This is a genomic window from Streptomyces sp. NPDC059994, from assembly GCF_042737755.1.
GTDB lineage: Bacteria > Actinomycetota > Actinomycetes > Streptomycetales > Streptomycetaceae > Streptomyces.
Genome location: NZ_JBHWUR010000022.1, coordinates 59,278 through 85,458, shown reverse-complemented (window position 1 = coordinate 85,458; position 26,181 = coordinate 59,278). Strand labels below are relative to the sequence as shown.

Sequence of the window (26,181 nt, the reverse complement as noted above, 5' to 3'; positions counted from 1 at the left end):
CGCCACGGGGTGTGTGGTTCAGTGCCGGGCCGTGCGCCGCCGGCGCGCGGCCCAGACGATGCCGGCGCCCGCGACGAGCACCGCGCCGCCCATACCGGCGACGAGCGGGGTGGAGCTCGACGAGCCGGTCTCCGCCAGGTTGGGGCTCGGCTGGGGCGCGGGGGCCGCCGCCGAGGACGTGCTGGGCGCGGGGGCGGGCTTGCTGGGCTTGGCCGACGGGGTCGGGGTCGGCTGCGGCGGCTTGGACGGGGTGGGCTTGGACGGCGGCACCGTGTCGCACACGGGAGACGTCTTGGTCTCGTCGCGCGAGTGCTGGTCCCCGTCGCCCGCCTTCACGATGAGCCGGAGCGTGAGCTCCTTGTCGTGGGCGGGGAGCTTGAGGGTCTTGTGGAACTCGCCCTTGAACTCCTCGGTGGGAAGCAGGTCCTTGCCGTCCGCCGTCTTGAGGGTCACCGTGTTGGTGGCCTCGTCGGAGTACCTGGTCAGGTCCACCGTGACGGCCGAGCAGGTCACCTTCCAGACCGGGGTGTGGGCCTGCGCGGGCACCGCGGTCAGGCCGACGCCGATGAGGCCCGCAGCGGCTGCCCCTATCAGCGCTCCACGACGACGCCCCGTTCCTCTGATTACGGTCACAGAATCCTCCACTGTTCCGCACCGCCGGATTGACGGTGCGCGCACAGTACCGCTCCCGTCCCACGACCGAGCAGCCGTCCCCCACATTCACTCCCGTAAGTCTCGCCCTGAGCAACGCTTACCACGGCCAACACAGGAAACTCGCCTGCCGCACCGGGCCCACTGGGGATCGCCCACGCGGTAACTCGCCACCATAAGCGGGACTTTCAGGCGCTCATAGCGTCACCATTGGTTCATATCGCGCCTTTTCCGGGGAAGTTGAATTTCCTTCAACGAATCCGGAAAAGGCGTCCAGGTCACGCCAGGACGGCAGCCACCAGGCAACCTGCCGAGAGAGCCGCCGATTCCCTTTCAGGAATCCATCGACTGAATGAAGGGTTTCAGGCCGGGCGGCTCCGCGCGCCCGTGAATGGCGCCTTGTGGACTGCCCGGGGGCACGCAGACGATCGTCCTCGTTCCTGTGCGGCAGCCGCCCCGGCGGCTGCCGCACATGTCTTCGAGGAGGTTCCTGTGGTGAACGACCGGATGTCCCTCAGCCCGGATGCGGCACGGCAACTCGCGAACGCCACCAAGACCACGCCGCAGATGCGCGGCATCACCCCGCGCTATCTGTTACGTGCGCTGCCCTGGGTGGACGTCGAGTCCGGGGTGTACCGCGTCAACCGGCGCCGCACCTTCGTCCTGGGCGACGACCGGATCACCACGTACACGGACAACGACGGCGCCAACCGCGTCGTTCCCGGCGACCTGCGGGAGATGCCGTATCTGCGGGACGCCGAGGACGCGCTCCTGACCGAGCTGGCCGGCGCCTTCACCGAGGTGTCCTTCGAGTCCGGGCAGGTCCTGGTGCAGAGCGGCGACCCGGCCGACCGGCTGTGGGTGATCGTGAGCGGCCGCGCCGAGAAGCGCATGACCGGCCGGTACGGCGAGGAGGCACTGCTCGAAGTCATCGGCGACGGCCAGTTCTTCGACCTGGACAGCTGGACCCGGTCCGAGCCGATGCCGTACCGCGTGCAGGCGCTCACGCCCGGCGTGGCCCTGGTCGCGGAGCGCAGCGCGCTCGCCGCCCTGACCGACCGGGACGCCGGGGTCCGGGCCGCCATGGACGACTACTCCGCCGGGAACCACATGGTGCCGGGCGCCGAGGTGCCGGTGGACCTGTCCTCCGGCCATGTGGGCGAGCCGGATCTGCCGGGGACGTTCGTCGACTACGAGGACGCGCCGCGCGAGTACCACATGACGCTCGCGCAGACCGTGCTGCGCGTCCACACCCGCGTCGCGGACCTCTACAACGGGCCCATCGACCAGACCCGCGCCCAGTCCAACCTCACCGTGCAGGCGCTGCGCGAGCGGCAGGAGGCGGCGCTCCTCAACCACCCGGAGTTCGGCCTGTTCAACAACGTCTCGGCGGGGCAGCGCGTCCAGGCCCGCACCGGCTCACCCACTCCGGACGACCTCGACGAGCTGCTCGCCAAGGTCTGGAAGCAGCCCGGGTACTTCCTCGCGCACCCCCGGGCGATCGCCGCGTTCGGCCGCGAATGCACCCGGCGGGGCGTGCCCCCGGTCACCGACACCCGGTTCGGCAGCCCGCTGCTCACCTGGCGCGGAGTGCCGCTGCTGCCGTCCGACAAGGTCCGGTTCACGGGCGGTGTGGGCTCCGGCACCACGGAGATCCTGCTGATGCGGATGGGCGAGGCCGAGCAGGGGGTGGTGGGTCTGCGCCCGTCGAGCGTCCAGGACGAGCTCGAACCCGGGCTGGCGATGCGGAACATGGGCACCGACCAGAAGGGCATCACCTCGTACCTGATGACCGCGTACTTCAACACGGCCGTCCTGGTGGAGGACGCCGTCGCCGTCCTCCAGAACGTCGAGGTGTCCAACTACCATGACTATTCCTGACCTCACACGACAGGTGCCGTCGGTACCGGTGGCGGGGCTGCCCACGATGCCCCAGCAGGCCGCCGCGCCCGAACAGCCGGCCGTCCCCGCGCAGCCGACCGTGCCCGGACAGCCGGCCGTGCCCGGACCGCCGGCCGTGCCCGGACCGCCGGGGCTCCCCCGGCGGCCCTCGGTGCCGGGTGCCTACTCGGCCGAGACGGCCCGCCAGGACTTCCCCATCCTGCACCGCACGGTCAACGGCCGCCCGCTGGTCTGGCTGGACAACGGGGCGACGACGCAGAAGCCCCGCCAGGTCATCGAGGCACTCGGCGCGTACTACAGCGCCGCCAACTCCAACATCCACCGGGGCGCGCACACCATGGCCCGCGAGGCCACCGAGGCATACGAGGCGGGGCGCGCGGCGGTCGCCGGGTTCCTGGGGGCGCCGGACCCCGACAGCATCGTGTTCGTGCGCGGCACCACGGAGGCGGTCAACCTGGTCGCCCAGAGCTGGGGCCGGGACAACCTCGGGCCCGGCGACGACATCCTCGTACCGGTCCTCGAACACCACTCCAACATCGTCCCCTGGCAGATGATCGCCAAGGAGACCCGGGCCCGGGTGGTGCCGGTTCCGCTCACGCCGGAAGGGGAGATCGACCAGTCCGCGTACGCGGACCTGCTCTCCTCGCGGACCCAGCTGGTCGCGCTCAGCCACGCCTCCAACGTCCTGGGCACCGTCCCGCCGGTGAAGGAGATGACCGCGCTCGCCCATCGGTACGGGGCGAAGGTGCTGGTGGACGGGGCGCAGGCGGTCGCCCACTTCCCGGTCGACGTGCAGGACCTGGACGCGGACTTCTACGCGTTCTCCGGGCACAAGCTGTTCGCCCCGACCGGCATCGGCGCCCTCTACGCCAAGCCGGAGGTCCTGGCGGGCATGCGGCCCTGGCAGGGCGGCGGCAACATGATCGACTCGGTGGGCTTCGGCCTCACCACCTTCGCGCCCGTCCCGCACCGCATGGAGGCCGGCACCGGCAACATCGGCGGTGTGGTGGGGCTGCTGGCCGCGCTGGACTGGCTGGGCTCCTTCGACCGCGACGCCGTCACGGCGTACGAGGAGGGGCTGATGGCCTACGCCCAGCAGGCCATGGCCACGGTGCCCGGTCTGGAGCTGGTGGGCGCCGCGCCCGAGAGGATCGCGGTGCTCACGTTCACCCTGGCGGGCCATGACCCGGCGGCCGTCGCCGACTGGCTGGACCGCGACGGCATCGCCGTCCGCGCGGGCCACCACTGCGCACAGCCCGCGCTCGCCCACTACGGACTGGAGTCGGCGGCCCGTGCCTCGCTGGCGCTCTACAACACGTCGGAGGAGGTGGATCAGCTGGTGGCGTCGCTGCGTCAGCTGCAACTGGCGTCCGGCTGAAGGCTCTTGGCCCACGGCCAACAGGTGAAGGACGGCAGATTCAGCGTCTGTCGTCCGTCACCCGTATCGCCCGCCACGGCGGGCGATACGCCTGCGTCGGGACGGTCGGCACCGGTGGCAGCGGCGCGCCCAGCGAGCCGAGGCGGCGGCGCAGCAGCTGGTTCTCCACGTACAGGTCGGCCAGGACGCGGACCTTGGAGCGCACCGCCCACTGGTCCACCGGCTTCACCAGGAAGTCCGCGACGCCGAGGTGGTAGGCGCGGGCCGCGAGGTCGTCGTCGCGGCCGATACCGGTGACCAGGATGACCGGCAGGTTCCGGGTGTGGTCCAGGCGCTTGAGGTACTCGACCACTTCGAGGCCGTTCATCTCCGGCATCAGCACATCGAGCAGGATCACCGCTATGCCGCCGCGCAGCACGGTCTTCAGCGCCTCGTCCCCGCTGCGGGCGCACACTATCGGGCGGCCCACGGGACGCAGCACGCTCTCCATGGCGAAGAGGTTGTCCTCGCGGTCGTCCACCACAAGGATCTTCCACGAACTGTCCACGTCCCAACCACACTCCCCTGCAGCCGGACTTTCACAGTAGTGCGCACCGGGGCCGGGCGCAGGAGGCCCCCGGTACCTGCCAACGGCATCTGCCCCCGCTACCGAGGGGCCCGGTGGCGGGACGGCGGACATCTACGGGCGTCCGCCAGCGCAAACGGAAGCCCCGCCCGCGCCTCTTCGCCTCCCGGAGCTCTCCGCCCGCGAATAATTCGGCCGGTTGTGACTCCCCCTTTTGGCTCTTCTGCATGCCTCGGCGGAACGGCGGGCCGGGCCGCGGCCCCGGACAGGCCCTAGCGTGGGGGCATGGACGAGGCGCGTGGGGCAGCGGGGCCGAGCGGAGCGAAGGGGCCGTCGGCGGGCCCCGACGACCCCGAGTTCCCCGCCCGCCGGGCGCCGCGCTGCCGCAGTCTCGACGCGCTGGACGCGCAGGTGGTCCGGTGCCGGGCCTGTCCGCGCCTGGTGGCCTGGCGCGAGGAGGTCGCCGCGACCAAGCGGGCGGCGTTCAGGGACTGGGAGTACTGGGGGCGGCCGGTGCCCGGGTTCGGCCCGCCGGACGCGGCGCTTGCGGTCGTCGGCCTCGCCCCGGCCGCGCACGGCGGCAACCGGACCGGCCGGATGTTCACGGGGGACGCCTCCGGCGACTTCCTCTTCGCCGCGCTGCACACGGTGGGCCTGGCCTCCCAGGCCGAGGCCACGCACGCCGGGGACGGCCTCGAACTGCGGGGCGTACGGCTGGCCGCGCCCGTGCACTGCGCGCCGCCGGACAACAAGCCGACCCCTCAGGAGCGCGACAACTGCCGCCCGTGGCTGTCGGCCGAACTGGGGCTGCTGAGCCCGGGGTTGCGTACGGTCGTCGTACTCGGCGCGTTCGGCTGGCAGGCGCTGTTTCCGGTGCTGAGCGAGGCGGGCTGGCAAGTGCCGCGCCCCCGCCCGAAGTTCGGGCACGGCGTCCAGGTGACGCTGACCGCCTCGGACGAAAGCCGCCCGCCGCTGCGTCTGCTCGGCTGCTACCACCCGAGCCGGCGCAACACCTCGACGGGACGGCTCACGCTCGCCATGCTCGTCGAGGTGTTCCGCGATGCCGCGCGCCTCTCGGGGCTCTGAGCACACTCGTCGGGCCGCTGAAACCGCCCACTTTGGTTGAACCTTGACCGAAAGACCGCCTCCCGGTGACCGCTCCCCGGGCTCTCACCTGCCCAAATCGCATCCGGAGCGGCCCGGGTGTGTGATGGAGGGGTTGGTCACAAGGGGCGGGAGCGACGAAAGGAGCCGGTATGCACACCGGACGGATACGTCGAGCGGCCGCCGCGACCCTGCTGTCGTGCGGTCTCGCCATGGGCACATTCGCCACCGCGGCAGCGGCGGCGCCGGCTCACGACCAGGGTGACGGCCACGACCGCGGCCGGGGCAGCGGCTGGTCGTGGGACACCCACATCAGCGGCTGGATCCGGGAAGACCACGGCGGCGGCTGGCGCTGGGACGACCACCGCGACGGCCGGAACCGGAACGACCACAACAGGGATCACTCCCGGGACCACCACAACGGCGGCCGGGTCTGGGGCACGGTCACCTCGCGCATCGAGCTGAACGTCCGCGACAACCCGAGCCTCAACGCCGGGGTCGTCGTCAGCCTGAGCCCGGGCAGCCAGGAACGCATCGAGTGCAGGACCCACGGTGCGAACGTGAACGGAACCTCCACCTGGTACTGGCTGAGCGGTGCCCGCGGCTGGGCCAGCGCGGCGTTCATGCAGGCCGGCGGGGACGTGCCGAACTGCTAGCAGCGAGGCCGCGGCCTTCGTTGCGGTCGCGTGAACAGTGCGTACGCCCGGGAATAGCGACACCGGGGTCGACCTTGGAGCTGCTGAGAGCGAGGAGTCAGCAGATGCCCAAGGCGTACGCGTACACCCGCAACGGCGGGCCGGAGACCGAGGCGTTCATCGAGCGGGACCGGCCGCGTCCGGGCCCCGGCCAGTTGCTGGTCGCGGTCCGGGCGGCCGGGGTGAACCCGGTCGACTGGAAGCTGCGCAACGGCCTCCGCAGGCCAGGGGCGCCGGAGCCGGAGCTGCCCGGCGTGTTCGGCAGCGAGGTCGCGGGCGTGGTGGCGGAGCTGGGTCCCGGGGTGACGGGGTTCGCCGTCGGGGACGCCGTATTCGGCAGTCCGGTGGGCGGCGGTTACGCGGAGTACGCGCTGCTGCCGGTCCCGGTGGCCGCGCACAAGCCGGAGGGCCTGGCGTTCACGGACGCGGCGACCCTGCCGGTGGCCGCGGCGACCGCGTACGACGGTGTGCGCCAGCTGGATCTGCCCGCCGGGGCGACGCTGCTGGTCACCGGGGTCGGCGGCGGGGTGGGCGTGGCCGTCGCCCAGCTGGCCCGGGCCTTCGGGGTGCGGGTGGTGGGCACGGCGAGCGAGGGCAAGAAGGAGTTCGTCGAGGCGCTGGGCGCGGTGCACGTGTCCTCGGCGGGCGACGGGCTCGCCGAGCGCGTCCGGGCGGCGGCGCCTGACGGTGTCGACGCGGTCTTCGACCTCGTCGGCGGCGAGGTCCTGGAGGCGGTCGCCGCGCTCGTCGACGACCGTACGAAGCTGATCACGGCGGCCGACCCGCCCGGGGCCGCCCGGCTCGGCGGCTCGCCGGTCCGGCGGGCCCGCACGGCCGCGGTGCTCGACGAGGTGGCGCGGCTCGTGGTGAGCGGGGCGCTGCGCCCGTTCGTGACGGCGACGTTCCCGCTGGAGCGCGCGTCCGAGGCGCTGCGCGCGGTCGAGGACGGCCATGCGCGCGGCAAGGTCGTGATCGAGGTGGCGGCGTGAGCGCACCGCACCCCCTGGACAACCCCGCCCGTACCTCCCTCACCGGGCCGCACGCCCACTTCGCCGAGCGGCTGGGGCGGGTACTGCGCTATCCGCCCGGGGTGACGCCGTGGCTGGCGCTCTCGGACGATCCGGGGCCCGAGGACTGGGCCGACGTCGCCGCGCTGGCGGGCCCCGGCAACGAGGTGCCGCTGCTCGGGATGAGCCATCTGCCGCCTCCGGACTGGGAGTTGACGTTCGAGGTGGCCGGGGTGCAGCTGGTGGACGACGGGGTGGCCGCCCGGCCGTTCGCCGAGGCGGTCACGCTGACCGCCGCCGACGTGCCCGAGATGATGGAGCTGGTGGAGCGGACCCGGCCGGGCCCGTTCCTGCCGCGCACGATCGAGCTCGGCACCTATCTGGGCGTGCGCCGGGACGGCGTCCTGGTGGCGATGGCGGGCGAGCGGCTGCACCCGCCCGGCTGGACGGAGATCAGCGCGGTCTGCACCGACGACGCCTTCCGCGGCCAGGGCCTGGGCACCCGGCTGATCCTGGCGGTCGCGGCGAACATCCGGGACCGGGGCGAGCACCCCTTCCTGCACACGGGCGCGCGCAACACCGGCGCCATCCGCCTCTACGAGTCCCTGGGCTTCCGGCTCCGCCGTACCACCCGGTTCATGGTGGCCCGGGTGCCGGAGGACGAACTGGCAAGTTTCACAAGATCACTTCACTCGATCGAGTGATGAAACGGTCGTGTGAATTGTTTCTGCACTGGTGGCGCTCCGGCTAGCGTCTAACGTTCCCCCCGGCGGCCCAAGCCCCCGGCCGTCACACCCACGCTGCCTTTGGGGGAGAGATTGTGCTCCGCGACGAATTCGTCGACGACGGTCCGCGCGAGCTCGTGCCGGCCTCCCGCCCGCACCACGAGCGGCCGCTCCTGAAGGTCCACACACGGGCCGGGGTGACCGTTGTCGAGCTGCACGGCGAGATCGACATCCAAGCCGTCCAGGCGCTGCGGCCTCCCCTGGACACCCTCACCGGGGACGGGGTGGGTGCGCTGGCCGTGGACCTGCGCCCCATCCGGTTCCTGGACTGCTCCGGCCTCGCCCTGCTGGTGCGGGCCCACCGGAGGGTGACCGAGCGGGGCGGTTCCTGGGCGCTCGTCTGCGACCACCCGCTGACCCTGCGGATCCTGCGGGTCACCGCCCTCACGGCCGTCCTGGGGCCTGCTCCCACGTTGGAGCAGGCCCTGGACTCCCTCAGACCCCCGGACGGGTCCGCGTCAGACGGAGGGTGACCAGCTCGAAGGGCCGCAGCGCCAACCGCACCACCCCGTCGGCCAGTTCGGGCGGAGTGCCCTCGGCGAGCGGCCGCTCCAGCAGGTCGGTCGCCGCCACCGCGTCCGCCTCGAAGCCCGGGGTTACCCGGGCCCTGGCCCGGCCGCCCCGCGACTCGTAGAGCCGTACGACCACGTCGCCGCTCCCGTCGTCCGCGAGCTTCACCGCGCTGACGACCACCGCGTCGTCGTCGACCGTCACCAGCGGCGCCACCTCCGCGCCGCCCGTGACCCGCCGCTCCGGCAGGTTGACGCGGTAGCCCTCGCGCACCGCGTCACCGATCGTGGCTCCGGGGACGAGCGCGTGCCGGAAGCGGTGCAGCCCCTGGTCGGTCTCGGGGTCGGGGAAGCGCGGGGCGCGCAGCAGCGAGACCCGGACCGTGGTGGTCGTGCCCGGGCCCTCGGCGGCGTCGCGCACGGTCCGGGTCACGTCGTGCCCGTACGTCGAGTCGTTGACGAGGGCGACGCCCCAGCCCGGCTCCTCCAGATGGACGAAGCGGTGGTTGCAGGCCTCGAACTTGGCCGCCTCCCAGCTGGTGTTGGTGTGGGTCGGCCGGTGGACGTGGCCGAACTGGGTCTCCGACGCGCACCGCTCGGCGTGGATGTCCAGGGGGAACGCGGCCTTCAGGAACTTCTCGGTCTCGTGCCAGTCGACCTCGGTGTCGATGTCGAGCCGCTTGGCGCCGGGGGCGAGACTCAGCAGCTGGGTGACCCTGGAGTCGCCGAAGCTCCGCACGATCCGGACCCCGGCCACACCCGCGTCCTCCACCGCCACGAGCCGGTCGAGGTCCGTCAGATCCGTCACCGTGTTGCGGTAGAACGCGTCCACGTCCCACGCGTCCCACATGTTCGGGAAGTCCGGGTGGATCTGGAGCAGGTTCGCGGCCTTGCCGGGGGCGACCGTCTCGCGCCCGGCGCCGATGTCGTACGCGGACACCACGAGCCCCCGGGCGTCGATCTCCACCGAGAGGAGTCCGTTGTCCAGGACGAAGCCGCCGCCCTCGCGCGGGGCGGCGCGGCTCACGCCCGTACGGAGAGCGGGTGCGGCCGCGCCCGCCGCCACCCCGTCGCGCGCGTGGGGCGCGGAGTTGAAGACCAGGGTGGTCCCCGAGGCGCTCTCGCCCGCGAGCGCCCGCTGCGAGCCGTCGATGATCGCGTTCAGCTCCTGGGCGACCGCCGCATAGGTCTTCTCCGCCTCCCGGTGCACCCAGGCGATGGAGGAGCCGGGCAGGATGTCGTGGAACTGGTGCAGCAGCACCGTCTTCCAGATCCGGTCCAACTGCTCGTACGGATAGGGGAACCCGGCCCGCACGGCCGCCGTCGCGGCCCACAGCTCGGCCTCGCGCAGCAGGTGCTCGCTGCGCCGGTTGCCCTGCTTGGTCTTCGCCTGGCTGGTCAGCGTGGCGCGGTGCAGCTCCAGATAGAGCTCGCCCACCCACACCGGCGCGTTCGGGTACTCCGCCTGCGCCTTGGCGAAGAACTCGGCGGGGCTCTCCCATGCCACGGTCGCCGACCCCTCCAGGCTCCGCAGCCGGGCCGCCTTGGCGACCATCTCCCGGGTGGTGCCGCCGCCCCCGTCGCCCCAGCCGGTCGGGGCCAGCGAGTGCCGGGCATGCCCCTTGTCCTTGAAGTTGCGGGCCGCGTGGGCGATCTCGCTGCCCTTCATCGAGCAGTTGTAGGTGTCGACCGGCGGGAAGTGGGTGAAGATCCGGGTGCCGTCGATGCCCTCCCACTGGAAGGTGTGGTGGGGGAACTTGTTGGTCTGGCTCCAGGAGATCTTCTGGGTGAGCAGCCACTTGGCGCCCGCCGCCTTGATGATCTGCGGCAGCCCGGCGGCGAAGCCGAAGGTGTCGGGCAGCCAGGCCTCGTCGTTCTCGACGCCGAACTCGTCGAGGAAGAACCGCTTGCCGTGCACGAACTGACGGGCCATCGCCTCGGAGCCCGGCATGTTGGTGTCGGACTCCACCCACATCCCGCCCGCGGGCACGAACCGGCCGTCCGAGACGGCTTTCTTCACGCGCGCGTACACCTCGGGCCGGTGCTCCTTGATCCAGGCGAACTGCTGCGCCTGCGACATGGTGAAGACGAAGTCCGGCTCGTCCTCCAGGAGCGCCGTCATGTTCGACGTCGTACGGGCCACCTTGCGCACGGTCTCGCGCAGCGGCCACAGCCACGCCGAGTCGATGTGCGCGTGCCCCACGGCGCTGATGCGGTGGGCGGTGGGCCCGGCCGGAACGGCCAGCACACCGGCGAGCTCGGCACGGGCCGCCGCGGCACTGCCGTTCACGTCCTGGAGGTCCACCGCGTCGAGGGCGCGGCCGACCGCCCGCAGGATGTCCCAGCGCCGGGCGCCCTCGACCGGAAGCTCGTGCATCAGCTCGCCCAGCACCTCCAGGTCGAGGACCAGCTGCCACACCGTCTCGTCGAAGACCGCGAGGTCCATCCGGGCCAGCCGGTACTGCGGCGCGCTGCCCGCGGTCTCCTTGTCGCCGAGGGTGGTCGGCACGAAGGGGTGGTAGTCGAGGATGACGGGGTTGGACGCGGCCTCGATGTGCAGCCGCACCTCCTCGCCGCCCGCGACCGGCGCACCGATCCGCACCCACTGGTTGCGCGGGTTGAGGCCCTTCACCGGGGTGCCGTCGGGGCGGTAGACGAGACCCTCGCACTGGAAGCCCGGCATGTTCTCGTCGAAGCCGAGGTCGAGGAGCGCCTCGACGGTCTTCCCGGCCCACCCGGCCGGTACGGTCCCGGTCACCCGGAACCAGCTGGTGCCCCACGGCGCACCCCAGGCGTCCCCGGCCGCGATCGGCTCGGGGACGCCGGCCAGCCCCTCGGCGACCGGGACGGGCTCGCCCGGCGCGTGCCACACCGCCACTTCCAGCGGGACGGATTCGGGGTACACGGCGGGACGGATGCGCTCGTCGAGCACTCGCCTGAGGCGGGCTTCGACCAGGCTGCGGTCGTCATGCATGAGGGTCTGCTCCGTGGGGTCGAGGTCGTGCGAAGTGCGGATACCAGGGGTGAACGGGTTACCAGTGGTGGACGGTGGAGACGGTTGCGGAGGCTGCGTACAGCTCGTTGACGGCCCGTATCTCGAACCGCGCCGACCGCTCGCCTCCTTCCGGCTTCAGTGCGGGAACGAAGAAGGCATTCCCGCACGTTCCCCCGAGGAAGCGGCGGCTTCCCCCGGGCAGCACCCGGTGCAGCTCGTAGTGGCGCACCGCGCCTGGCGCCCGGCCCCACGCGAAGCGCAGCGAGGTGCCCTCGGCGCCGTTCTCGGAGCCGGTGACGCGCAGCCGGGTCGGTGCGGCCGGCCTCGTGGCCGCCGTGTCGCGCACCGCCAGCGCGCCCAGGCGCCACTTGGCGCGCCCCTCGGCGGTGAGCCGGACGCCGAGCGAACGGGCCGTCCCGGAGAGGGAGTTCAGACGCAGGGTCGCGGTGGTCCAGCCGGCGCCGGCCCGCAGTCTGCCCGCCGGGATGCAGGTGTACGGGACCGGGTCGCCGGGTTCGGCGGGCTCGCGCAGGGCGACCGCGAGCTCGACGGTGACCGTGCCCTCGTCGGCCCGGTGGGTGAGCTCGACGACCGTGGAGCGGGACAGCGGCAGCCGGGTCGCGTGGAGCTCGACCGTGGCGGGGGCGTCGAAGTCGCCGTCGACCAGGAGGCTGGACCCGCCGCGCCAGGCGTCGGCGAAGTCGAAGGCGACGTCCGGGCGGCGCCCGCCCGTGCGGACCACCCAGCGCCGGCCCGGGAGCCGGTCCTGGAGGCCGAGGTGGTTCCACTCGGCGGCCGAGGTCACCTTGCCGCCCTCGTACCAGCGCAGGCCGTGCCCGGTGTTGAAGGTGGTGGCGAATGGCAGCCGGTCGACCGTCGAGCGGTCGGCGACCACCGTCGCCGGGGCGCGCCAGCCGTCCACGTCCGGCTGGGCCGGGTCGAGCGAACGGCCGGTCCAGAACCGGTCGTCCGCCGCGTGGAACTGCGCCGGGGTGCGGCCCGCGGGCAGGTGGTTGCGGGTCCACTCGGGCCGGTAGAGGCCGTACGAGACGGTGTGCGCCCGGTCGCGGGGAACGATCGCGTCCCAGTCCACGGAGCTGTCCCACCCATGGGCCTCGACGTCGACGCCCGCCCACAGCTCGTAGCGGCCGCGGCCGAGCCGCCCCGCGAGGCCGCCGGAGGACGCGAGGGTCTCGGCGGACCACCGGAAATCCACGAACATCGAGTCGGCGCTGCGGAAGAAGTCCTGGTTCCGGTCGTTCAGCGCACCCTGCCAGCCCACCGACCCGCCGACGGTCATCGCGTCGTACCAGGTGATCCGCAGCCCGGCGGCCTCGCTGCGGGCCTTGAGGTCCCGTACGAAGGCGAGCATGTCGGCGCCGAGGGCCGCGTCGCCGCCGTCGGTCTCGGCGTTGACGAACCAGCCGTCGAAGCTGTGCGCGACCGCGACCTCCACGAGCTTCGCGGCGAGCGGGAAGCGTCCGAGCGAGTCGCGCCGCACCAGGTCGCGGGTCCAGCGCAGCTCGCCGCCCCAGGCGGTCGGCGGCAGGAAGACGGTGCCGAGCACGGGCACGCCGTTGCGGTGGGCCGCGTCCACGATCGGGGCGTTGGGCGCCAGGATCAGCCCCTCCCCCGCCGAACCGCCCCAGAAGACCAGCTCGTCGAGGTAGGCCCAGTGGGTGAGCGCGTAGTAGTCGGCGGTGGCCGCGCCCTGGGACGGGTTGCCCGCGGTGTGCTCGAAGGAGACGAGGGCCTGGATACGGGCCTGCCCGGCCCGCGCGGTCCGGTTCACCGCCACCGGCGTGAACCGCCGGGCGAGCGGCACGGTCGCGCGGTTGAAGGCCAGATCCCGGTCGTCCTCGGCCCGCCACTCCTTGAGACTCCGCCAGGTGACGCCGGTCCCAGGGGTGCCGGAGGGCAGCGAGTCCGGGTACCAGTACGAGGCATACGGCTGAAGGTCGACGGGCCCTCCCTCCGCGGCCCGGGCGGCGACGGACGGGACGACAACAGCGGCAGCCGTCCCGGCCCCCGCGAGGACGACGGCGCGACGGGTGGGCCCGGAGAGGTACTGGGGCATGGTGTTCTCCGTTTCGGATCGGGGGTTTGTGTGGCCCTGTCGGGCCGGGGGTCGTGCTGGGCTGAGCAGCTCGCCCTGTCGGGCCGAGGGATCACTCCGGGCTGGGCGCGTCGCCCTGCTTGGCCGGGGCTCGGCGCAGTGCTGAGCACACGTCACCCCATCGGGCCGTGGTTTCGTGCCGGCTGAGCACACATCGCCCTCAAGGGACGCGGGGCTGTGACATGTGCGGCCCCGCCGCGTGGGCGCGACCAGCCACGCACGGTCCGCAGCCGGACACATCGCCGCCCCCACCCCCGCCGCGCTCAGCGGACCTCTCCCGGGCTCACGACCTCCTCGATCCCGCGGAGCGCAAGGTGATCCTTGTCAGAGGCCCGCCCCGCCAGCACCACCGCAGGCCGCACCCCGTCCGCGACGAGCCGCGCGAACGCCTCGAAGACCGGCCCCCCGGGCGCACACACAGACCGGCGCGGCGCCAGAACGTCGTCCCCCGCGTCGACGACGAGCGCGGTCGTACGGGGCGCGGGCGCATGGACACGCCCGCGCCACTCCCGGGCCAGCCGGGCCACGGCCTCGCCCGCCGGCTTGAGCCGCCCGGAACTGGTCAACAGCCCGAGGCTGTACTCCAGTTCGGGAAAATCGGCCAGCGACGGATCCACATCGTGGGAGCACCACCAGGTGACCCCCCACAGGTCCGCGCAGTCCAGCGCGTTCACCACCGTCGCCTCGGTGAACGCGGCCGCGTGCTCGGCGGGGATCAAGGGGGCGGGCGCGCCGACCTCCTGGAGCCACACCGGCCGGCGCGGGTCGTCGGCCCAGGCCTTCGACAGCTCGACGAGGTACGCGGCGTGGTGCTCGGTGGCCGTGCCGGTGCGCCCGTGCGCCTGGGCCGTACCGTTGAACACCCAGGAGTGCACGGTGGTCATGGCGCCGAGCCGGGCGGCGTGCGCGGGGGTGAAGGGCTGGTCGTCCTGGTACCAGGCGGCGTCGTACTCGGCGTGCACATGCGGTTTGCCGGGGGCGCCCTCCTCGCACGCGGCGAGCATCCGCCCCAGCCACGCCCCGGCCTGTGCGGGCGTGATGCGGTCGGGGTCGGGGTGCGGCCCGGCCGCGAACTGGTTGATCTCGTTGCCGAGCGTCATCCCGATGAAGTTGGGCCGGTCCGCGAGCGCCCCCGCGAGGGTACGCAGCAGCGCCGCCTGCCCGTCGAGCACATCGGGGTCGGTGAAGATGCTGCGCCGGTGCCAGGTCTGCGTCCAGGCGGGCAGGAAGTCGAAGCTCGACAGATGGCCCTGGAGCCCGTCGACGTTGACGTCGAGGCCGCGTTCGCCCGCCGCGTCGGCGAGCTGGACCAGCTGCTCGACGGCACGCGGCCGGATCAGGGTGCGGTTGGGCTGGAAGTACGGCCACACCGGGAAGACCCGGATGTGGTCGAGGCCGAGCGCCGCGATCGCGTCGAGGTCGGCGCGTACGGCGTCGAGGTCGAAGTCGAGCCAGTGGTGGAACCACCCCTGGCCGGGCGTGTAGTTGGCGCCGAAGCGCACGGCGGCAGGCATGCGGGCCTGTTCTGAAGGCATGCGAGTCCGTTCTGTGGGCGTACCGCGGGGGCGGGGGGGCGTGGCCGCGGGGCTCAGCCCTTGACGGCTCCCTCGCCGACGCCGCGGAAGAAGTAACGCTGCAGGCAGGCGAAGAGCGCGATGAGCGGGGCGACGGCGATGACCGTGCCCGCCGCGACGAGCCGTTCGTCGTTGGCGAAGGTGCCGTGCAGATAGTTCAGGCCGATGGTGAGGGTGAAGCGGTCCGGGTCGCTGAGGACGATCAGCGGCCACAGGAAGTCGTCCCAGGCGCCCATGAAGGCGAAGATGGCGACCACGGCGAGGGTGCCCTTGACGGCGGGCAGGGCGATCCTCAGATAGCGCTGCCAGGCGTTGGCGCCGTCGACGTACGCCGCCTCCTCGACCTCGTACGGCAGGTTGAGGAAGGCGTTGCGCATCAGCAGGACGTTCATCGCGCCGATGGAGCCGGGCAGGACGACCGCGATGAGGGTGTTGTTGAGGCCGAGGTCCCGCATGGTGGTGAACTGGGCGATGATGATGCCCTCGACGGGGACCAGCATGGCGAGGATGAACGCGAGGGTGGCCGCCCGGCGGCCCCAAAAGCGCATCCGGGCCAGTGCGTATCCGGCGAGCGAGGCGCCGACGCAGTTGGTGACGACGTTGGCGGCGGCGACCTTCAGCGAGTTCAGGGCGTAGTCCCAGACCGGGATGGTGTCGGCCACGCGCGCGTAGTTGTCGAGGGTCGGCTTCCCCGGCAGGAACTCGGGCGGGGAGCTGAAGATGTCCTCGTGCGGGCCCTTGAGCGAGGTGGAGAGCTGCCAGAGGAAGGGGCCCACGGTGAGGGCCAGGACCATCAGGAGCAGGGCGTAGCGCAGCACGAGCTGCCAGAGGGGGACGCGTCGCCCTTCGGCGTCGGTGACGCCCGCGCTGCGGCAGCGCACGGCGGGCGCCGGGCCCGAAGGGGTCTCCGTTCCGGCGTCGGTGTCGGTGTCGGTCTTCACGCGTCCTCCCTCCGGTCCGCCCGCAGCACGAGCAGCATCAGTACGACGGTGACGGCGAAGACGACCACGGAGATCGCCGAGGCGTAGCCGACCCGGCCGGTGAGGCCGGTGCCGACGCGCTGGACGAGCATCACCAAGGTGGTGTCCTCACCCGCGGGGCCGCCGCTGGGCCCCGCCATCAGATAGACCTCGGAGAAGACCTTGAAGGCCGAGACCGAGGAGAGCGCGGCGACCAGGACCATGGTGGAGCGCAGCGCCGGCACGGTGACGGTGAAGAAGCGGCGCACCGCCCCGGCCCCGTCGACCGCGGCGGCCTCGTGCAGTTCGCGCGGTACGTTGGCCAGCGCCGCCAAGTAAATGATCATGTAGTAGCCGAGGCCCTTCCAGACCGTGACCGCCATCGCGCTACCCAGCAGCAGCCACTGGTCGCTGAGGAAGCCGACCTTGCCGACACCCACCGCCTCAAGGACCGCGTTGATCAGCCCCCGGTCGTCGAGCATCCACACCCAGATGAGGCCGACCACGACGATGGAGGCCACGACCGGGGTGTAGAACGCCGCCCGGAAGAAGGCGATGCCGGGGATGTGCCGCTGGACGAGCAGTGCCAGGAGCAGCGGCAGGATCACCAGGGCCGGGACCACGCCGAGGACGTACAGCGTGCTGTTGCGCAGTCCGGTCCAGAACATGTCGTCGTGCCACAGCTCGCGGAAGTTGGCGAGGCCCACGTAGTGGCCGGGCATCAGGGTGCGGCGGTCGGTGAAGGAGTTCACCACGGTGCTGACGAACGGGTACAGGCTGAACACGCCGACGACGAGCAGTCCGGGCGCCGCGAACAGCCAGGGGCTGGACGGCAGATGGCGCCGGATGCGGCGGCCGGCCCGGAGCGGCCCGGAGCGGGTGCTCCGGGCCGCCGGGGCCGCGGCGAGGGTGCCGGACGGGTCCGCCGTGGAGGCGGTGGGGCTGTTCATCGAACGGCTCAGCTCTGCTTCAGCAGCTGGTCACAGGCCTTGACAGCGTTGTCAAGCGCTTCCTTGGGGCTCTGCTTGCCCTGGAGCGCCTTGGCCACCTCGTTGCGCAGCGCGGTCTTCATCTGCTCGCTGAACAGCACCGGCGTGTAATTGACCGCGGTCTTCAGGGACTTGGCTGCGGCGATCCGCACCCGGGTGTCGTCGGTGCCGTCCTCCTTGGTGAAGTACGGGTCGTCGAGCGAGCCCGCGGTGCTCGGGAAGATGGCGACCTTCTTGGCGAACTCCATCTGGCGGGTCGCGTCGGTCACGAAGTGCGCGAAGGCGACGGCCGCGGGCTTCTGCTTGGTCCTGGAGTTCACCATGACGCCCATGACGTACATGTTCGCCTTGCCGGTGCTGGTGATCTGGTCGGTGATCCCGATGTTCTTGTAGAGCGTCGGGGCCTGCTTCCTGAAGTTGGCGAGGTCCAGGGCGCTGCCGGGGTTCATGGACACCGACTCGGTGAGGAACTTGTGGCCGGCCGACTCGGGGGTGGCGGTCAGCGCCTGCGGGTCGATCGCCTTGGCGTCGTACAACTCCTTGTACTTGGTGAGGAGTTCGACCCCCTTCGCGTCGTTGAACGCGAAGCCGTCGCCGCTCTTGTTCATCAGCTCGACGCCATAGCGGCCGAAGTCCTCGACGGTCGGCACGTTCGCGAAGGTCGCGATCTTCCCGTTGCTCTTGCGGGCCATCGCCAGCCCGTCGGCGAAGACCTCCTCGTACGTCCTGGGCGGCTTGGCCGCGTCGAGCCCGGCGTCGGAGAACAGGCGCTTGTTGTAGAACAGCGGGCCGGTGTTGAGGTACCAGGGGAAGGCGTAGGTGCCCTGCATGCCGGGTATCTGGTGGCTCTGCCAGGCGCCGGGCAGATACTCCTTGCGGTACTCGGACGCCGCCTTGTCGAGGTCGAGCGCCAGACCGGCCTTCGCGAGCGGGGCCACCAGGTCGGGCGAGACGTTGACGACGTCGGGCAGGGTGCCGCCGGCGGCGTCGGCGCTGATCTTGTCGGCATAGCCCTCGGCGGGCCGGTCGACCCACTTCACCTCGGTGCCGGGGTACTTCTTCCGGAAGTCCGCGATCACGCCGTTGAAGTAGTCCTTGAAGTTCGCCTGGAGGTTCCAGGTCTGGAAGGTGATCTTCCCTTCGACCTTGCCGGACGCGTCGGACGAACCGGAGTCGGAGTCGCTGGAGCAGGCGCTCAGCGGCAGGACGGTGGCGAGGACGGCGGCAGCGGCGAATGCCCTGCGGGAGATGCGCACGGTGTACGGCTCCTTTGCTCGGACCAGACGTGCGGACGGCGGAGGCCGGCCTCGCGGGGGACCCGGGGGGCCGCCCCCCGGAAAGACGCGGTACCGGACGCTCACATCGGCAGACTTTGCGGTGCGATTCTTCAAAAAGTCAATAGGTAGCCCTAGTTGGATGCTCTATATGCAGGTCAACGGCGTGTGGTGGGGTAGTTGCGGCGATCTACTAATGCGCTTTAGAGTCATAGGGCTCAAGCGCTTTAGTAAGCTGGGGCATTCACCGGCCGCAGTCCGGCCGGATCCAGCGGGAAAGGGGCACGGGTGACGGACAGCCCGCCGTCCGGCAAGGACACCCGGGCGGCCCGGCGCACTGTGGCGCGCCGCCCGACGATGAAGGACATCGCCCAGCGGGCCGGGGTGTCGGAGAGCGCGGTGTCGTTCGCGCTCAACGACCGCCCCGGCGTCTCCGAGCTCACCCGGGACCGGGTCCGCCGGGTCGCCGAACAGCTGGGCTGGCGCCCGAGCACGGCGGCCCGGGCGCTCTCCGGCGAGGGCGCTGCCACGGTCGGCCTGGTGGTGGCGCGCCCGGCGGCGACCCTCGGGGTGGACTCGTTCTTCCTGCAGCTGATCTCCGGTATCCAGGAGGTCCTGGCGGATCGTCAACTCGGCCTGCTCTTCCAGGTGGTGGAGGATGTGGACGCCGAGTGCGCGGTGTACCGGCGGTGGTGGGCCGAGCACCGTGTGGACGGCGTCCTGGTGGTCGACCCGCGCACCGACGACCCGCGCCCGGAGCTGCTCGACGAACTCGGGCTGCCGGGGGTCGTCATCGGCGGGCTGCCGGACGCGCACCCGAACCTGTCACAGGTGCGCGCCGACGACACCGGGGCGATGGCGGCGGTCGTCGGCAGGCTGTACGAGCTGGGGCACCGCAGGGTCGTGCACATCGCGGGCCTCGACTCACTGGCCCACACCGACCGCCGCATCCGCTCCCTGCGCACCGAGGCCGAACGGCGCGGCCTGACCGGGGTGCGCTCGGTGACCACGGACTACTCGGACACCGAGGGCGCGGCGGTGACCCGCCGGGTGCTCGGCGGGGAGGCGGCGCCGACCGCGCTGGTCTACGACAACGACGTGATGGCGGCCGCCGGCGCGGCCGTGGTGGCGGGGCTCGGCCTCTCGGTGCCGGGCGACGTCTCGATCGTGTCGTGGGAGGACTCGGTGCTGTGCCGGATGGTCCACCCGTGGCTCACCGCGCTCTCCCGGGACACCATCGCCTTCGGGCGGCTCGCCGCGCGGGAGCTGACCGCGCTGCTCGACGGCGCCGCCGCCCGGTCGGTCCCGATGCCGCTGCCCCGGCTGATCGAGCGCGAGAGCACCGCTCCCCCGCCGCTCACTCGGGCCTGAGCAGCAGGAGCGCCACGTCGTCGCTGCGCCCCTGGGTCTCCTGGACATGGCGTACGAGGCTGTCGGCGACCTCCTCCAGGGGGCGCCCGCCCTCGGCGGCGAGCCGGTCGGCGACGGCGGCCAGCGACTCGTCGAGGTCGACGCCCGCGATCTCGACGAGGCCGTCGGTGTACAGCGCGAGGACCGATCCGGGCGGCAGCGGCACCTCCGTGGTCGGGTAGACGGCGTCCGCCTCGATGCCGAGCAGCGGGCCACCGGCCAGATCCAGCGTGCGCACTCGGCCGTCCGGGTCCCTGAGCAGCGGCTGGGGATGCCCGGCGCGGGCCAGCAGGGCGCGTCCGCGCGCGGTGTCCAGTTGCAGATAGATGCAGCTGGCGAAGCGCTCGGTGGCGAGGTCGACCAGGAGCCGGTTGGTGGACTCCATGACCCGGCCGGGGGTCTGGCCGACGGCGGTGTAGGCGCGTACGGCGGTGCGGACCTGGCCCATCAGGCCCGCCGCGGTGACGTCGTGGCCCTGGACGTCGCCGATCACGGCGGCGGCCGCGGTGCCGACGGGCAGCAGGTCGTAGAAGTCGCCGCCGATGTCCATGCCCTGGGTCGCCGGCAGATAGCGCGCGGCCACCTCAAGGCCGGGCAGGTCCGGCAGGGTGTCCGGCAGCAGGGCCTCCTGGAGGCCGTGGGCGAGCTGGTGCTTGGTGTCGTACAGCTGCGCCCGCTCCAGGGCCTGCGCGATGAGGCCGCCCACGCTGGTCAGCACCGCGCGCTCCTCGGCGGTGAAGGCGCGCTCCTCGGTGTAGCCCAGCACACAGGTCCCCACGGCGCGGCCGGAGGCGATCAGCGGCAGATAGGCCCAGGCGGCCATGCCGTCGGGGGTGGTGTGCCGGACCGGATAGAGGCGCTCCAGCTGCCCGCGCGACTCGAAGAACCCCGGTACGCCGGTGAGCAGGGCGCGCACGCCCGGCGTCTGGGCGGTCAGCGGCATCCCGTCGAACCTGTCCACCACCGCGGGGTCCTCGTATCCGCGCTGTCCCAGTACGTGCAGGCGCCCGCCGGAGGAGCCGAGCATGACCAGGGTCCGGCTGCCCACGGCCGGCATGATCTCGTCGGCCACCAGATCGATCACGTCCTGTACGCCCACGGCCTCGGTCAGGGCGCTGGCCAGGCTCAGGACGTGCGAGATGGTCACCAGCCGCCCCGGCCCCTCCCCCGCGTCGCGCTGCGGACGGCCGCCCCGGGGTGTGGCGCGGGCCCGGGTGATGCGCACGCTGAGCCCGGTGGTGCTGGGGTAGAGCCGGAAGGAGAGCCAGTCGCCGGGCGGGCGCAGTGCCACGAACGAGGTGATCCGCTGGCTGAGCAGGGCCGCCCGGTAGCGGTCCTCGTACATCGGGTCGTTCAGCCACGGCAGGGTCGCCCACGGCGGGGTGCCGAGCAGGCTCTCGACCGGGATGCCGAGCAGGTCGGCCGCCGCCTGGTTGGCGTACTCGACCCGCCCGTCGAGATCGAGCGCGCACAGCCCGTACGGCAGGCGCGCGGCCATCCGGGCGGCCTCGGCGGCGCGGGTCTCCCCCGGGGGCGGCTCCACGGGGCGCACGCCGGGCTCCGGCAGCACCGGTCTGCCCTGGCCCTCGGCCCACTCCATGTACTCGGCGAGCCGGTCGCAGGCGGCACCGAGCCGCTCGCGCTCGTGGCGGGAGAGGTCCGCCGGGTGCGAGCCGGGCCAGGTCGCGTAGACGGCCCCGTAGACGGTGTCGGCGGTGGCCACGGGGAGCGCGGCCAGCGCGAAGGGGTAGGGCAGCACGACCGCGATCCGGGGGTAGCGGCCCGCCATCTCCTCCTCGCCGCCGACCCAGACCAGACGCCGCTCGCGGGCCGCGTCGGCGACCGGGATGGGGGCGGCGAGCCCGACCCGCTCCCAGGGCGCGGCGAACACCCTGGGCAGCCCCGCGATCGCGGCCATGACCAGGACGTTCTCCCCGGGATCGAACACATAGACGGCACCGGAGTGCGCCTGGACGTCGTCCAGCAACCCGGTCAGCACCCGGGACAGGACCGCCTGGTGCGGGGGCGCGCGGTCGGGCCGGGGCCCGGGCGCATCCCGGTCGGGCACGGCGGACCACCTCCTCCACGGCCACGCGTGGACACCTCTGGAAGATCCAGGCTGCCCGCTCGCGGCCGTCCCCGCACGGCGAGCGGGCCCGGCAGCCGGGCGGGGCGGGGGGAGCCGACCGGGGGAAAGCGCCGCCGAGGTGACGGCGATTCGCGTGGAAGATCCCTCCGCCTCCGTTATAAATCGGACGAAATAACTGACGGATCATCTGATCGGAAGAGAGGGCTCCGAGTGCGGCAAATGCCCCGGTGAGGGCCCCAGCGGCCCTTATGTGAAAGGCAGTTGAACTTCGACGGAGCCAACTACTTCTGGCCTGCCGCCTCGTTCACTCATCAGTGAGAGTCACTTCATGTGGGCAGCGTGTGACGTATCAGCGCAAGTCATGTCCACACCATCTAATTTTCGACGCACCTTCCCACCCATGAAGGAAGCCACATGCGCCGAACCACCCTCGCCGCCGCGCTGTCAGCCGCCGTCGCCCTGACCGCCGCGGTCACCATGCCGACTGCCGAGGCCGCCCCCCACGGCGCCCTCCGGCCCGCCCTCGACGCCAAGCCGTTCCAGCCGCCCCTGACGGCCACCGCGCCCCCGGTGACCCGGACCCTGAGCCCCGGTGTCACCCTCACCACGTACACCTTCGGGAAGAAGAACGCCGACGACTTCTGGACCGTGCACGTGTACCTGCCCGCCGAGCCCGGCGGTCCGGTCAACAAGGCCACGACCGAGCTGGGCCCCAAGGACACGGCGGACCAGGTCGCACAGACCCTGCGCGAGAAGGGCTTCGCACCGCGGGTCGAAGAGGTCCGCTCGCCCGCGTACGCCGACCTCGCGGCCGGCACGCTGGGCTGGACGGTCCGGGTGGGCGGCTTCGCCGAGCGGTCCGACGCGACCGCGGAGCTGGCCAGGGTGAAGGCCGCCGGGTTCACCGGCGACACGCGCTACACCGCGCAGGACGGCACCGACCTCCAGGCCCCGCAGAAGGTCAACGTCATAAGAGTCGACTTCCGGGAGTTCCAGGGCAAGGTGGACACCGAGTTCGGGCCCACCCTGCACGGCACCGAGCCCGCGACCGACCTCGTCGCCCGCGCGCACGCGATCGCGGGCATCAACGGCCAGTGGTTCTACAACGACGCCCCCGGCGGGTTCTACGTCAAGGACGGCAAGGTGCTCGCCTCGGCGACCCAGGGCCGGGGCGCGATCCTCATCACCAAGGGCGGGCGGGACGTCCGCGTCGACGCCATCAAGGCGCACATCTCGCTGCAGACGCCGGGCGGCGCCATCGAGGAGATCGACGGCGTCAACCGCTTCCCCGGCGACGTCTGGAACTGCGGCGGAGTCGGCGGCGACACCCCGACCGAGAGGCCGCAGCACGACTTCGAGTGCACGGACCCCAGCGAGCTGGTGCAGTTCACCCCCGAGTGGGGCGCCGCGCCGAAGGGTGCGGGCGCCGAGGCCGTCCTCGACGACGACAACGAGGTGGTGGCGGTGAACTCCTCGCGCGGGGCGGCCGTCCCGGACGGCGGGTCCACCATCCAGGCCATCGGGGACAGGGCCGAGTGGCTGCTCGGCCATGTGCACGTGGGCGACAGCCTCGGCATCAACACCCGCGTCAGCGACAGCTACGGCCGCCCGGTGCCGCTCAGCAGGGACACCACGATCATGCAGGTCGGCCCGACCCTGGTGCGGCACGGCAAGGTGTCGGTGAACGCGCTGGCGGACGGGATCATCCGGTTCGGCGCCGACCAGTCGTTCACATACGACTGGACCAACCGGGCCAATCCGCGCTCGATGATGGGCGTGGACGACCGCGGCCGGCTGATGCTGGCCGTCGTCGACGGCCGCCAGGCGGGCTACAGCGAGGGGCTGAGCGTCGCGCGCACCGCGGAGCTGATGCGCCAGCTCGGCGCCCGTGAGGCGCTCAACCTCGACGGCGGCGGCTCCAGCGTGATGGCCACGGCGGCCGACGGCGTCATCAATCACCCGTCGGACTCCTCGGGCGAGCGCTCGCTGGGCGACGCCTGGGTCATCAAGCCCTGAGCCCGTACGTCCCGTACGCGAAGGACTGACCGGTCAGGGGGCCGGTCAGTCCTCCGGGGGCTCCTCCGGCGGCACCACCGGCCGCTCGGCCGACAGGTCCGCCTCCGTGCCGTCCGGTACGAACTCGCACCACACCGCCTTGCCGTCGCCCCTGGGCTCGATGCCCCAGCGGGCCGACACCGCCTCGATGAGCATCAGACCGCGCCCGGAGGTGGCCGCCTCGCCGGGGGTGCGGCGGCGCGGGCGGACGCTGGAGCGGTCCTTGACCCACAGCCGTACGCGCCGCACCGGCTCGGGCAGCACCTCCAGCGTGAGGACGGCGCCGCCCTCGGTGTGCAGCAGCACATTGCCCAGGAGCTCGCCCGCGGCCAGCTCCACGTCGTCGACGAGCTCCGCGAAGCCCCAGTCCTCCAGGGCCCGGCGCAGGGCCACCCGGGACTCCGCGAGGCCCTCGGGGTCGGCCTGGTGGATGTACTGGTGGATGCGGGGGGCCTGCGGGGTGCCCGGGTCGGGGGCGCGCCGCAGCACGAGCAGGGCGACGTCGTCACCGGTGCCCCAGCGCTCCCAGAGGGTGGCGGAGAGGTGGTCCGCGAGCGCGTCGGCCCCCTCGGGGCCCGTCCTGACGGCTCCCTCCAGGGCGTCCATCCCGGCCGCGATGTCCAGGCCGGGCTCCTCGACGAGCCCGTCGGTGCACATCACCATCGTCTCGCCGGGCACCAGGTCGAGCCGGGTCTCGGGGAACTCCTCGTCGTCGAACTCGGTGGCGAGCCCGAGCGGGAGTCCGCCGCGCAGTTTGGGGCGGCCCACCCGGCCGTCGGTGTGCCGGATGAACGGCCCCAGGTGGCCCGCGCGGACGGCCCGTACACCGCCGGAGGAGAGGTCCACCTGGGCGTACGTACAGGTCGCGAAGCGTTCGGTGTCGAGTTCGGCCAGGAAGCGCGAGGCGCGGGCGAGCACGGTCGCGGGCGGGTGCCCCTCCCCCGCGTACGCGCGGATCGCGATCCTCAGCTGGCCCATGATCGCGGCGGCGTGGGTGTCGTGGCCCTGGACGTCGCCGACCACGACCCCGACCCGGCCCCGGGGCAGCGCGATCACGTCGTACCAGTCGCCGCCGACCTCCCGGCCGCCCCAGGCCGCGTGGTAGCGCACGGCGATCTCGGCGCCGGGGACCACGGGCACGTGCCGCGGCAGCATCGACGCCTGGAGGCCCGTCGCGAACTCGCGCTCCTGGTCGAAGAGGATGGCCCGCTGGAGCGACTGGGCGAGGATGCCCGCCAGGCCCAGGCAGAGGTTGCGGTCCTCGGCCGAGAAGTCGCTGCGCCCCCGGAAGAACAGCGCGAGCCCGCCGACCGCGCGGGCCTGGGCGATCAGCGGCAGGAAGGCCGCCGCGTCCAGTTCGAGGTGCTGGATGTACGGGGCGAGCCGGGGGAAGGTGTGGCCGAGCTCGCCGAGCGAGGTGACGAACCGGGGCCGGCCGGTCAGCACGGCCTCGGCGAGCGGCAGCGAGTCGTCCAGGCGGTGCAGCTTCAGCTCGTCGAGCGCGTCCATCGAGTCGCCGGCCGTCGCGATGACCTTGAGCGCGCCGCCGTCGATCAGGCAGAGGATGAGCCCGTCGGCGCCGAACCGTTCCATCCCGTCGGTGCCGGTGAGGACGGCGGCGACGTCCTCGACGGTCACCGCCTTGGAGAGGGCCTCGGTGGTGCCCTGGACCATGCCGGTGATGCGTCTTCGGCCCGCCTCCAGCGGGCTGATCAGCGTGAACTCGGTGAGCTCGGTGGAGGCGTTGCGGACGATCCCGAGCACGCGGTACGCGCTGCCCCGCTCGTCGCGCAGGATCCGCCCACGCACATGGGTCCACTGCCGGTGTCCGTTGCGCCGCCGCAGCTGGAAGTAGGCGCCGTAGGAGGAGCGGCCGGTCTGCATGGCCTCGTCGATCACCGCGTTGACCCGCATGCCCTCCTCGGGGGGCACCCGGGAGACCAGCGAGTCGGGGTTCCCGTCGTATTCCTCGGGCTTCAGGTCGAAGACGGCCAGACCTGCGTCATCGAACGCAAGGGTGTTGTTCGCCAGGTCCCAGTCGAAGCTGCCCATGCGGTTGAGGGCCAGCCTCTCGCCCGGCCCGATCTCCCGTCGGTCGCGTCCAGCCACTGCGTCAGCTTAACT

The 26,181-nt window shown here is 72.4% G+C and carries 19 protein-coding genes; 9 read left to right on the top strand and 10 right to left on the bottom strand.

The window, feature by feature from the left end:
* Window positions 1-18: 18 nt before the first annotated feature.
* A complete protein-coding gene (locus ACFWA7_RS14590) occupies window positions 19-633 on the bottom strand; it encodes an LAETG motif-containing sortase-dependent surface protein (protein ID WP_385823118.1) in 615 nt (204 codons plus the stop codon).
* Window positions 634-1,146: 513 nt separating this feature from the next.
* Between ACFWA7_RS14590 and ACFWA7_RS14585 the strand changes: the two genes are divergently transcribed.
* A complete protein-coding gene (locus tag ACFWA7_RS14585; RefSeq protein ID WP_385537721.1) occupies window positions 1,147-2,532 on the top strand; it encodes a family 2B encapsulin nanocompartment shell protein in 1,386 nt (461 codons plus the stop codon).
* Complete coding sequence (locus ACFWA7_RS14580) at window positions 2,519-3,931, top strand: SufS family cysteine desulfurase (RefSeq protein ID WP_385823116.1); 1,413 nt, start codon at window positions 2,519-2,521, stop codon at window positions 3,929-3,931. Before ACFWA7_RS14585 ends, ACFWA7_RS14580 begins: the two co-directional genes overlap by 14 nt.
* A 40-nt stretch (window positions 3,932-3,971) precedes the next feature.
* Here ACFWA7_RS14580 and ACFWA7_RS14575 read toward each other — a convergent pair whose 3' ends face one another.
* Window positions 3,972-4,478, bottom strand: coding sequence for a two-component system response regulator (locus tag ACFWA7_RS14575; protein WP_385537698.1), 507 nt, complete (start codon window positions 4,476-4,478; stop codon window positions 3,972-3,974).
* A 303-nt stretch (window positions 4,479-4,781) separates the two neighbouring features.
* Between ACFWA7_RS14575 and ACFWA7_RS14570 the strand changes: the two genes are divergently transcribed.
* From ACFWA7_RS14570 to ACFWA7_RS14550, 5 genes are all read left to right on the top strand, one after another.
* Window positions 4,782-5,582, top strand: a complete 801-nt coding sequence (locus tag ACFWA7_RS14570) for a uracil-DNA glycosylase (protein WP_385537695.1) — start codon at window positions 4,782-4,784, stop codon at window positions 5,580-5,582.
* 170 nt (window positions 5,583-5,752) lie between these two features.
* Entirely contained in the window at window positions 5,753-6,256 is a 504-nt protein-coding gene (locus ACFWA7_RS14565) for a hypothetical protein (RefSeq protein WP_385537693.1), read from the top strand.
* A gap of 104 nt (window positions 6,257-6,360) precedes the next feature.
* Window positions 6,361-7,284 (top strand): NADP-dependent oxidoreductase, encoded by a 924-nt coding sequence (locus ACFWA7_RS14560; protein ID WP_385823114.1) that lies wholly within the window; start codon window positions 6,361-6,363, stop codon window positions 7,282-7,284.
* Window positions 7,281-8,006, top strand: coding sequence for a GNAT family N-acetyltransferase (locus ACFWA7_RS14555; RefSeq protein ID WP_385823112.1), 726 nt, complete (start codon window positions 7,281-7,283; stop codon window positions 8,004-8,006). The genes ACFWA7_RS14560 and ACFWA7_RS14555 overlap by 4 nt, the downstream gene beginning before the upstream one ends.
* A gap of 116 nt (window positions 8,007-8,122) precedes the next feature.
* Entirely contained in the window at window positions 8,123-8,560 is a 438-nt protein-coding gene (locus ACFWA7_RS14550) for an STAS domain-containing protein (RefSeq protein WP_385537685.1), read from the top strand.
* Here the strand turns inward: ACFWA7_RS14550 and ACFWA7_RS14545 are convergent.
* The 6 genes from ACFWA7_RS14545 to ACFWA7_RS14520 all read right to left on the bottom strand — a co-directional run bounded on the left by ACFWA7_RS14545 (window position 8,523) and on the right by ACFWA7_RS14520 (window position 18,485).
* Complete coding sequence (locus ACFWA7_RS14545; RefSeq protein WP_385823110.1) at window positions 8,523-11,570, bottom strand: alpha-mannosidase; 3,048 nt, start codon at window positions 11,568-11,570, stop codon at window positions 8,523-8,525. The two genes, ACFWA7_RS14550 and ACFWA7_RS14545, sit on opposite strands and share 38 nt — an antisense overlap.
* A 58-nt stretch (window positions 11,571-11,628) precedes the next feature.
* Window positions 11,629-13,668 (bottom strand): endo-beta-N-acetylglucosaminidase, encoded by a 2,040-nt coding sequence (locus ACFWA7_RS14540; protein WP_385823108.1) that lies wholly within the window; start codon window positions 13,666-13,668, stop codon window positions 11,629-11,631.
* Between the two features lie 302 nt (window positions 13,669-13,970).
* A complete protein-coding gene (locus tag ACFWA7_RS14535; RefSeq protein WP_385537677.1) occupies window positions 13,971-15,221 on the bottom strand; it encodes a glycosyl hydrolase in 1,251 nt (416 codons plus the stop codon).
* A gap of 74 nt (window positions 15,222-15,295) precedes the next feature.
* On the bottom strand, window positions 15,296-16,162 hold the full coding sequence (locus ACFWA7_RS14530) for a carbohydrate ABC transporter permease (RefSeq protein ID WP_385823127.1): 867 nt from the start codon (window positions 16,160-16,162) through the stop codon (window positions 15,296-15,298).
* A gap of 56 nt (window positions 16,163-16,218) precedes the next feature.
* The gene (locus tag ACFWA7_RS14525) at window positions 16,219-17,190 is read right to left on the bottom strand and encodes a carbohydrate ABC transporter permease (protein ID WP_385823106.1); all 972 of its coding nucleotides are present in this window, start codon (window positions 17,188-17,190) and stop codon (window positions 16,219-16,221) included.
* 8 nt (window positions 17,191-17,198) lie between these two features.
* Window positions 17,199-18,485: an extracellular solute-binding protein gene (locus tag ACFWA7_RS14520; RefSeq protein WP_385823104.1), complete on the bottom strand. Its 1,287-nt coding sequence runs from the start codon at window positions 18,483-18,485 to the stop codon at window positions 17,199-17,201.
* Between the two features lie 375 nt (window positions 18,486-18,860).
* On the opposite strand from ACFWA7_RS14520, the gene ACFWA7_RS14515 reads away from it, so the two are divergent.
* Window positions 18,861-19,874 carry a LacI family DNA-binding transcriptional regulator gene (locus ACFWA7_RS14515; RefSeq protein ID WP_385537715.1) on the top strand — a complete coding sequence of 338 codons (1,014 nt, stop codon included), beginning with the start codon at window positions 18,861-18,863 and terminating at the stop codon, window positions 19,872-19,874.
* Here the strand turns inward: ACFWA7_RS14515 and ACFWA7_RS14510 are convergent.
* Entirely contained in the window at window positions 19,861-21,981 is a 2,121-nt protein-coding gene (locus tag ACFWA7_RS14510) for a SpoIIE family protein phosphatase (protein ID WP_385537668.1), read from the bottom strand. The two genes, ACFWA7_RS14515 and ACFWA7_RS14510, sit on opposite strands and share 14 nt — an antisense overlap.
* A 435-nt stretch (window positions 21,982-22,416) precedes the next feature.
* On the opposite strand from ACFWA7_RS14510, the gene ACFWA7_RS14505 reads away from it, so the two are divergent.
* Window positions 22,417-24,018, top strand: coding sequence for a phosphodiester glycosidase family protein (locus tag ACFWA7_RS14505; protein WP_385823102.1), 1,602 nt, complete (start codon window positions 22,417-22,419; stop codon window positions 24,016-24,018).
* A gap of 45 nt (window positions 24,019-24,063) precedes the next feature.
* Here the strand turns inward: ACFWA7_RS14505 and ACFWA7_RS14500 are convergent, their stop codons facing one another.
* Window positions 24,064-26,109 carry a SpoIIE family protein phosphatase gene (locus tag ACFWA7_RS14500; protein ID WP_385823125.1) on the bottom strand — a complete coding sequence of 682 codons (2,046 nt, stop codon included), beginning with the start codon at window positions 26,107-26,109 and terminating at the stop codon, window positions 24,064-24,066.
* Between the last annotated feature and the right edge of the window lie 72 nt (window positions 26,110-26,181).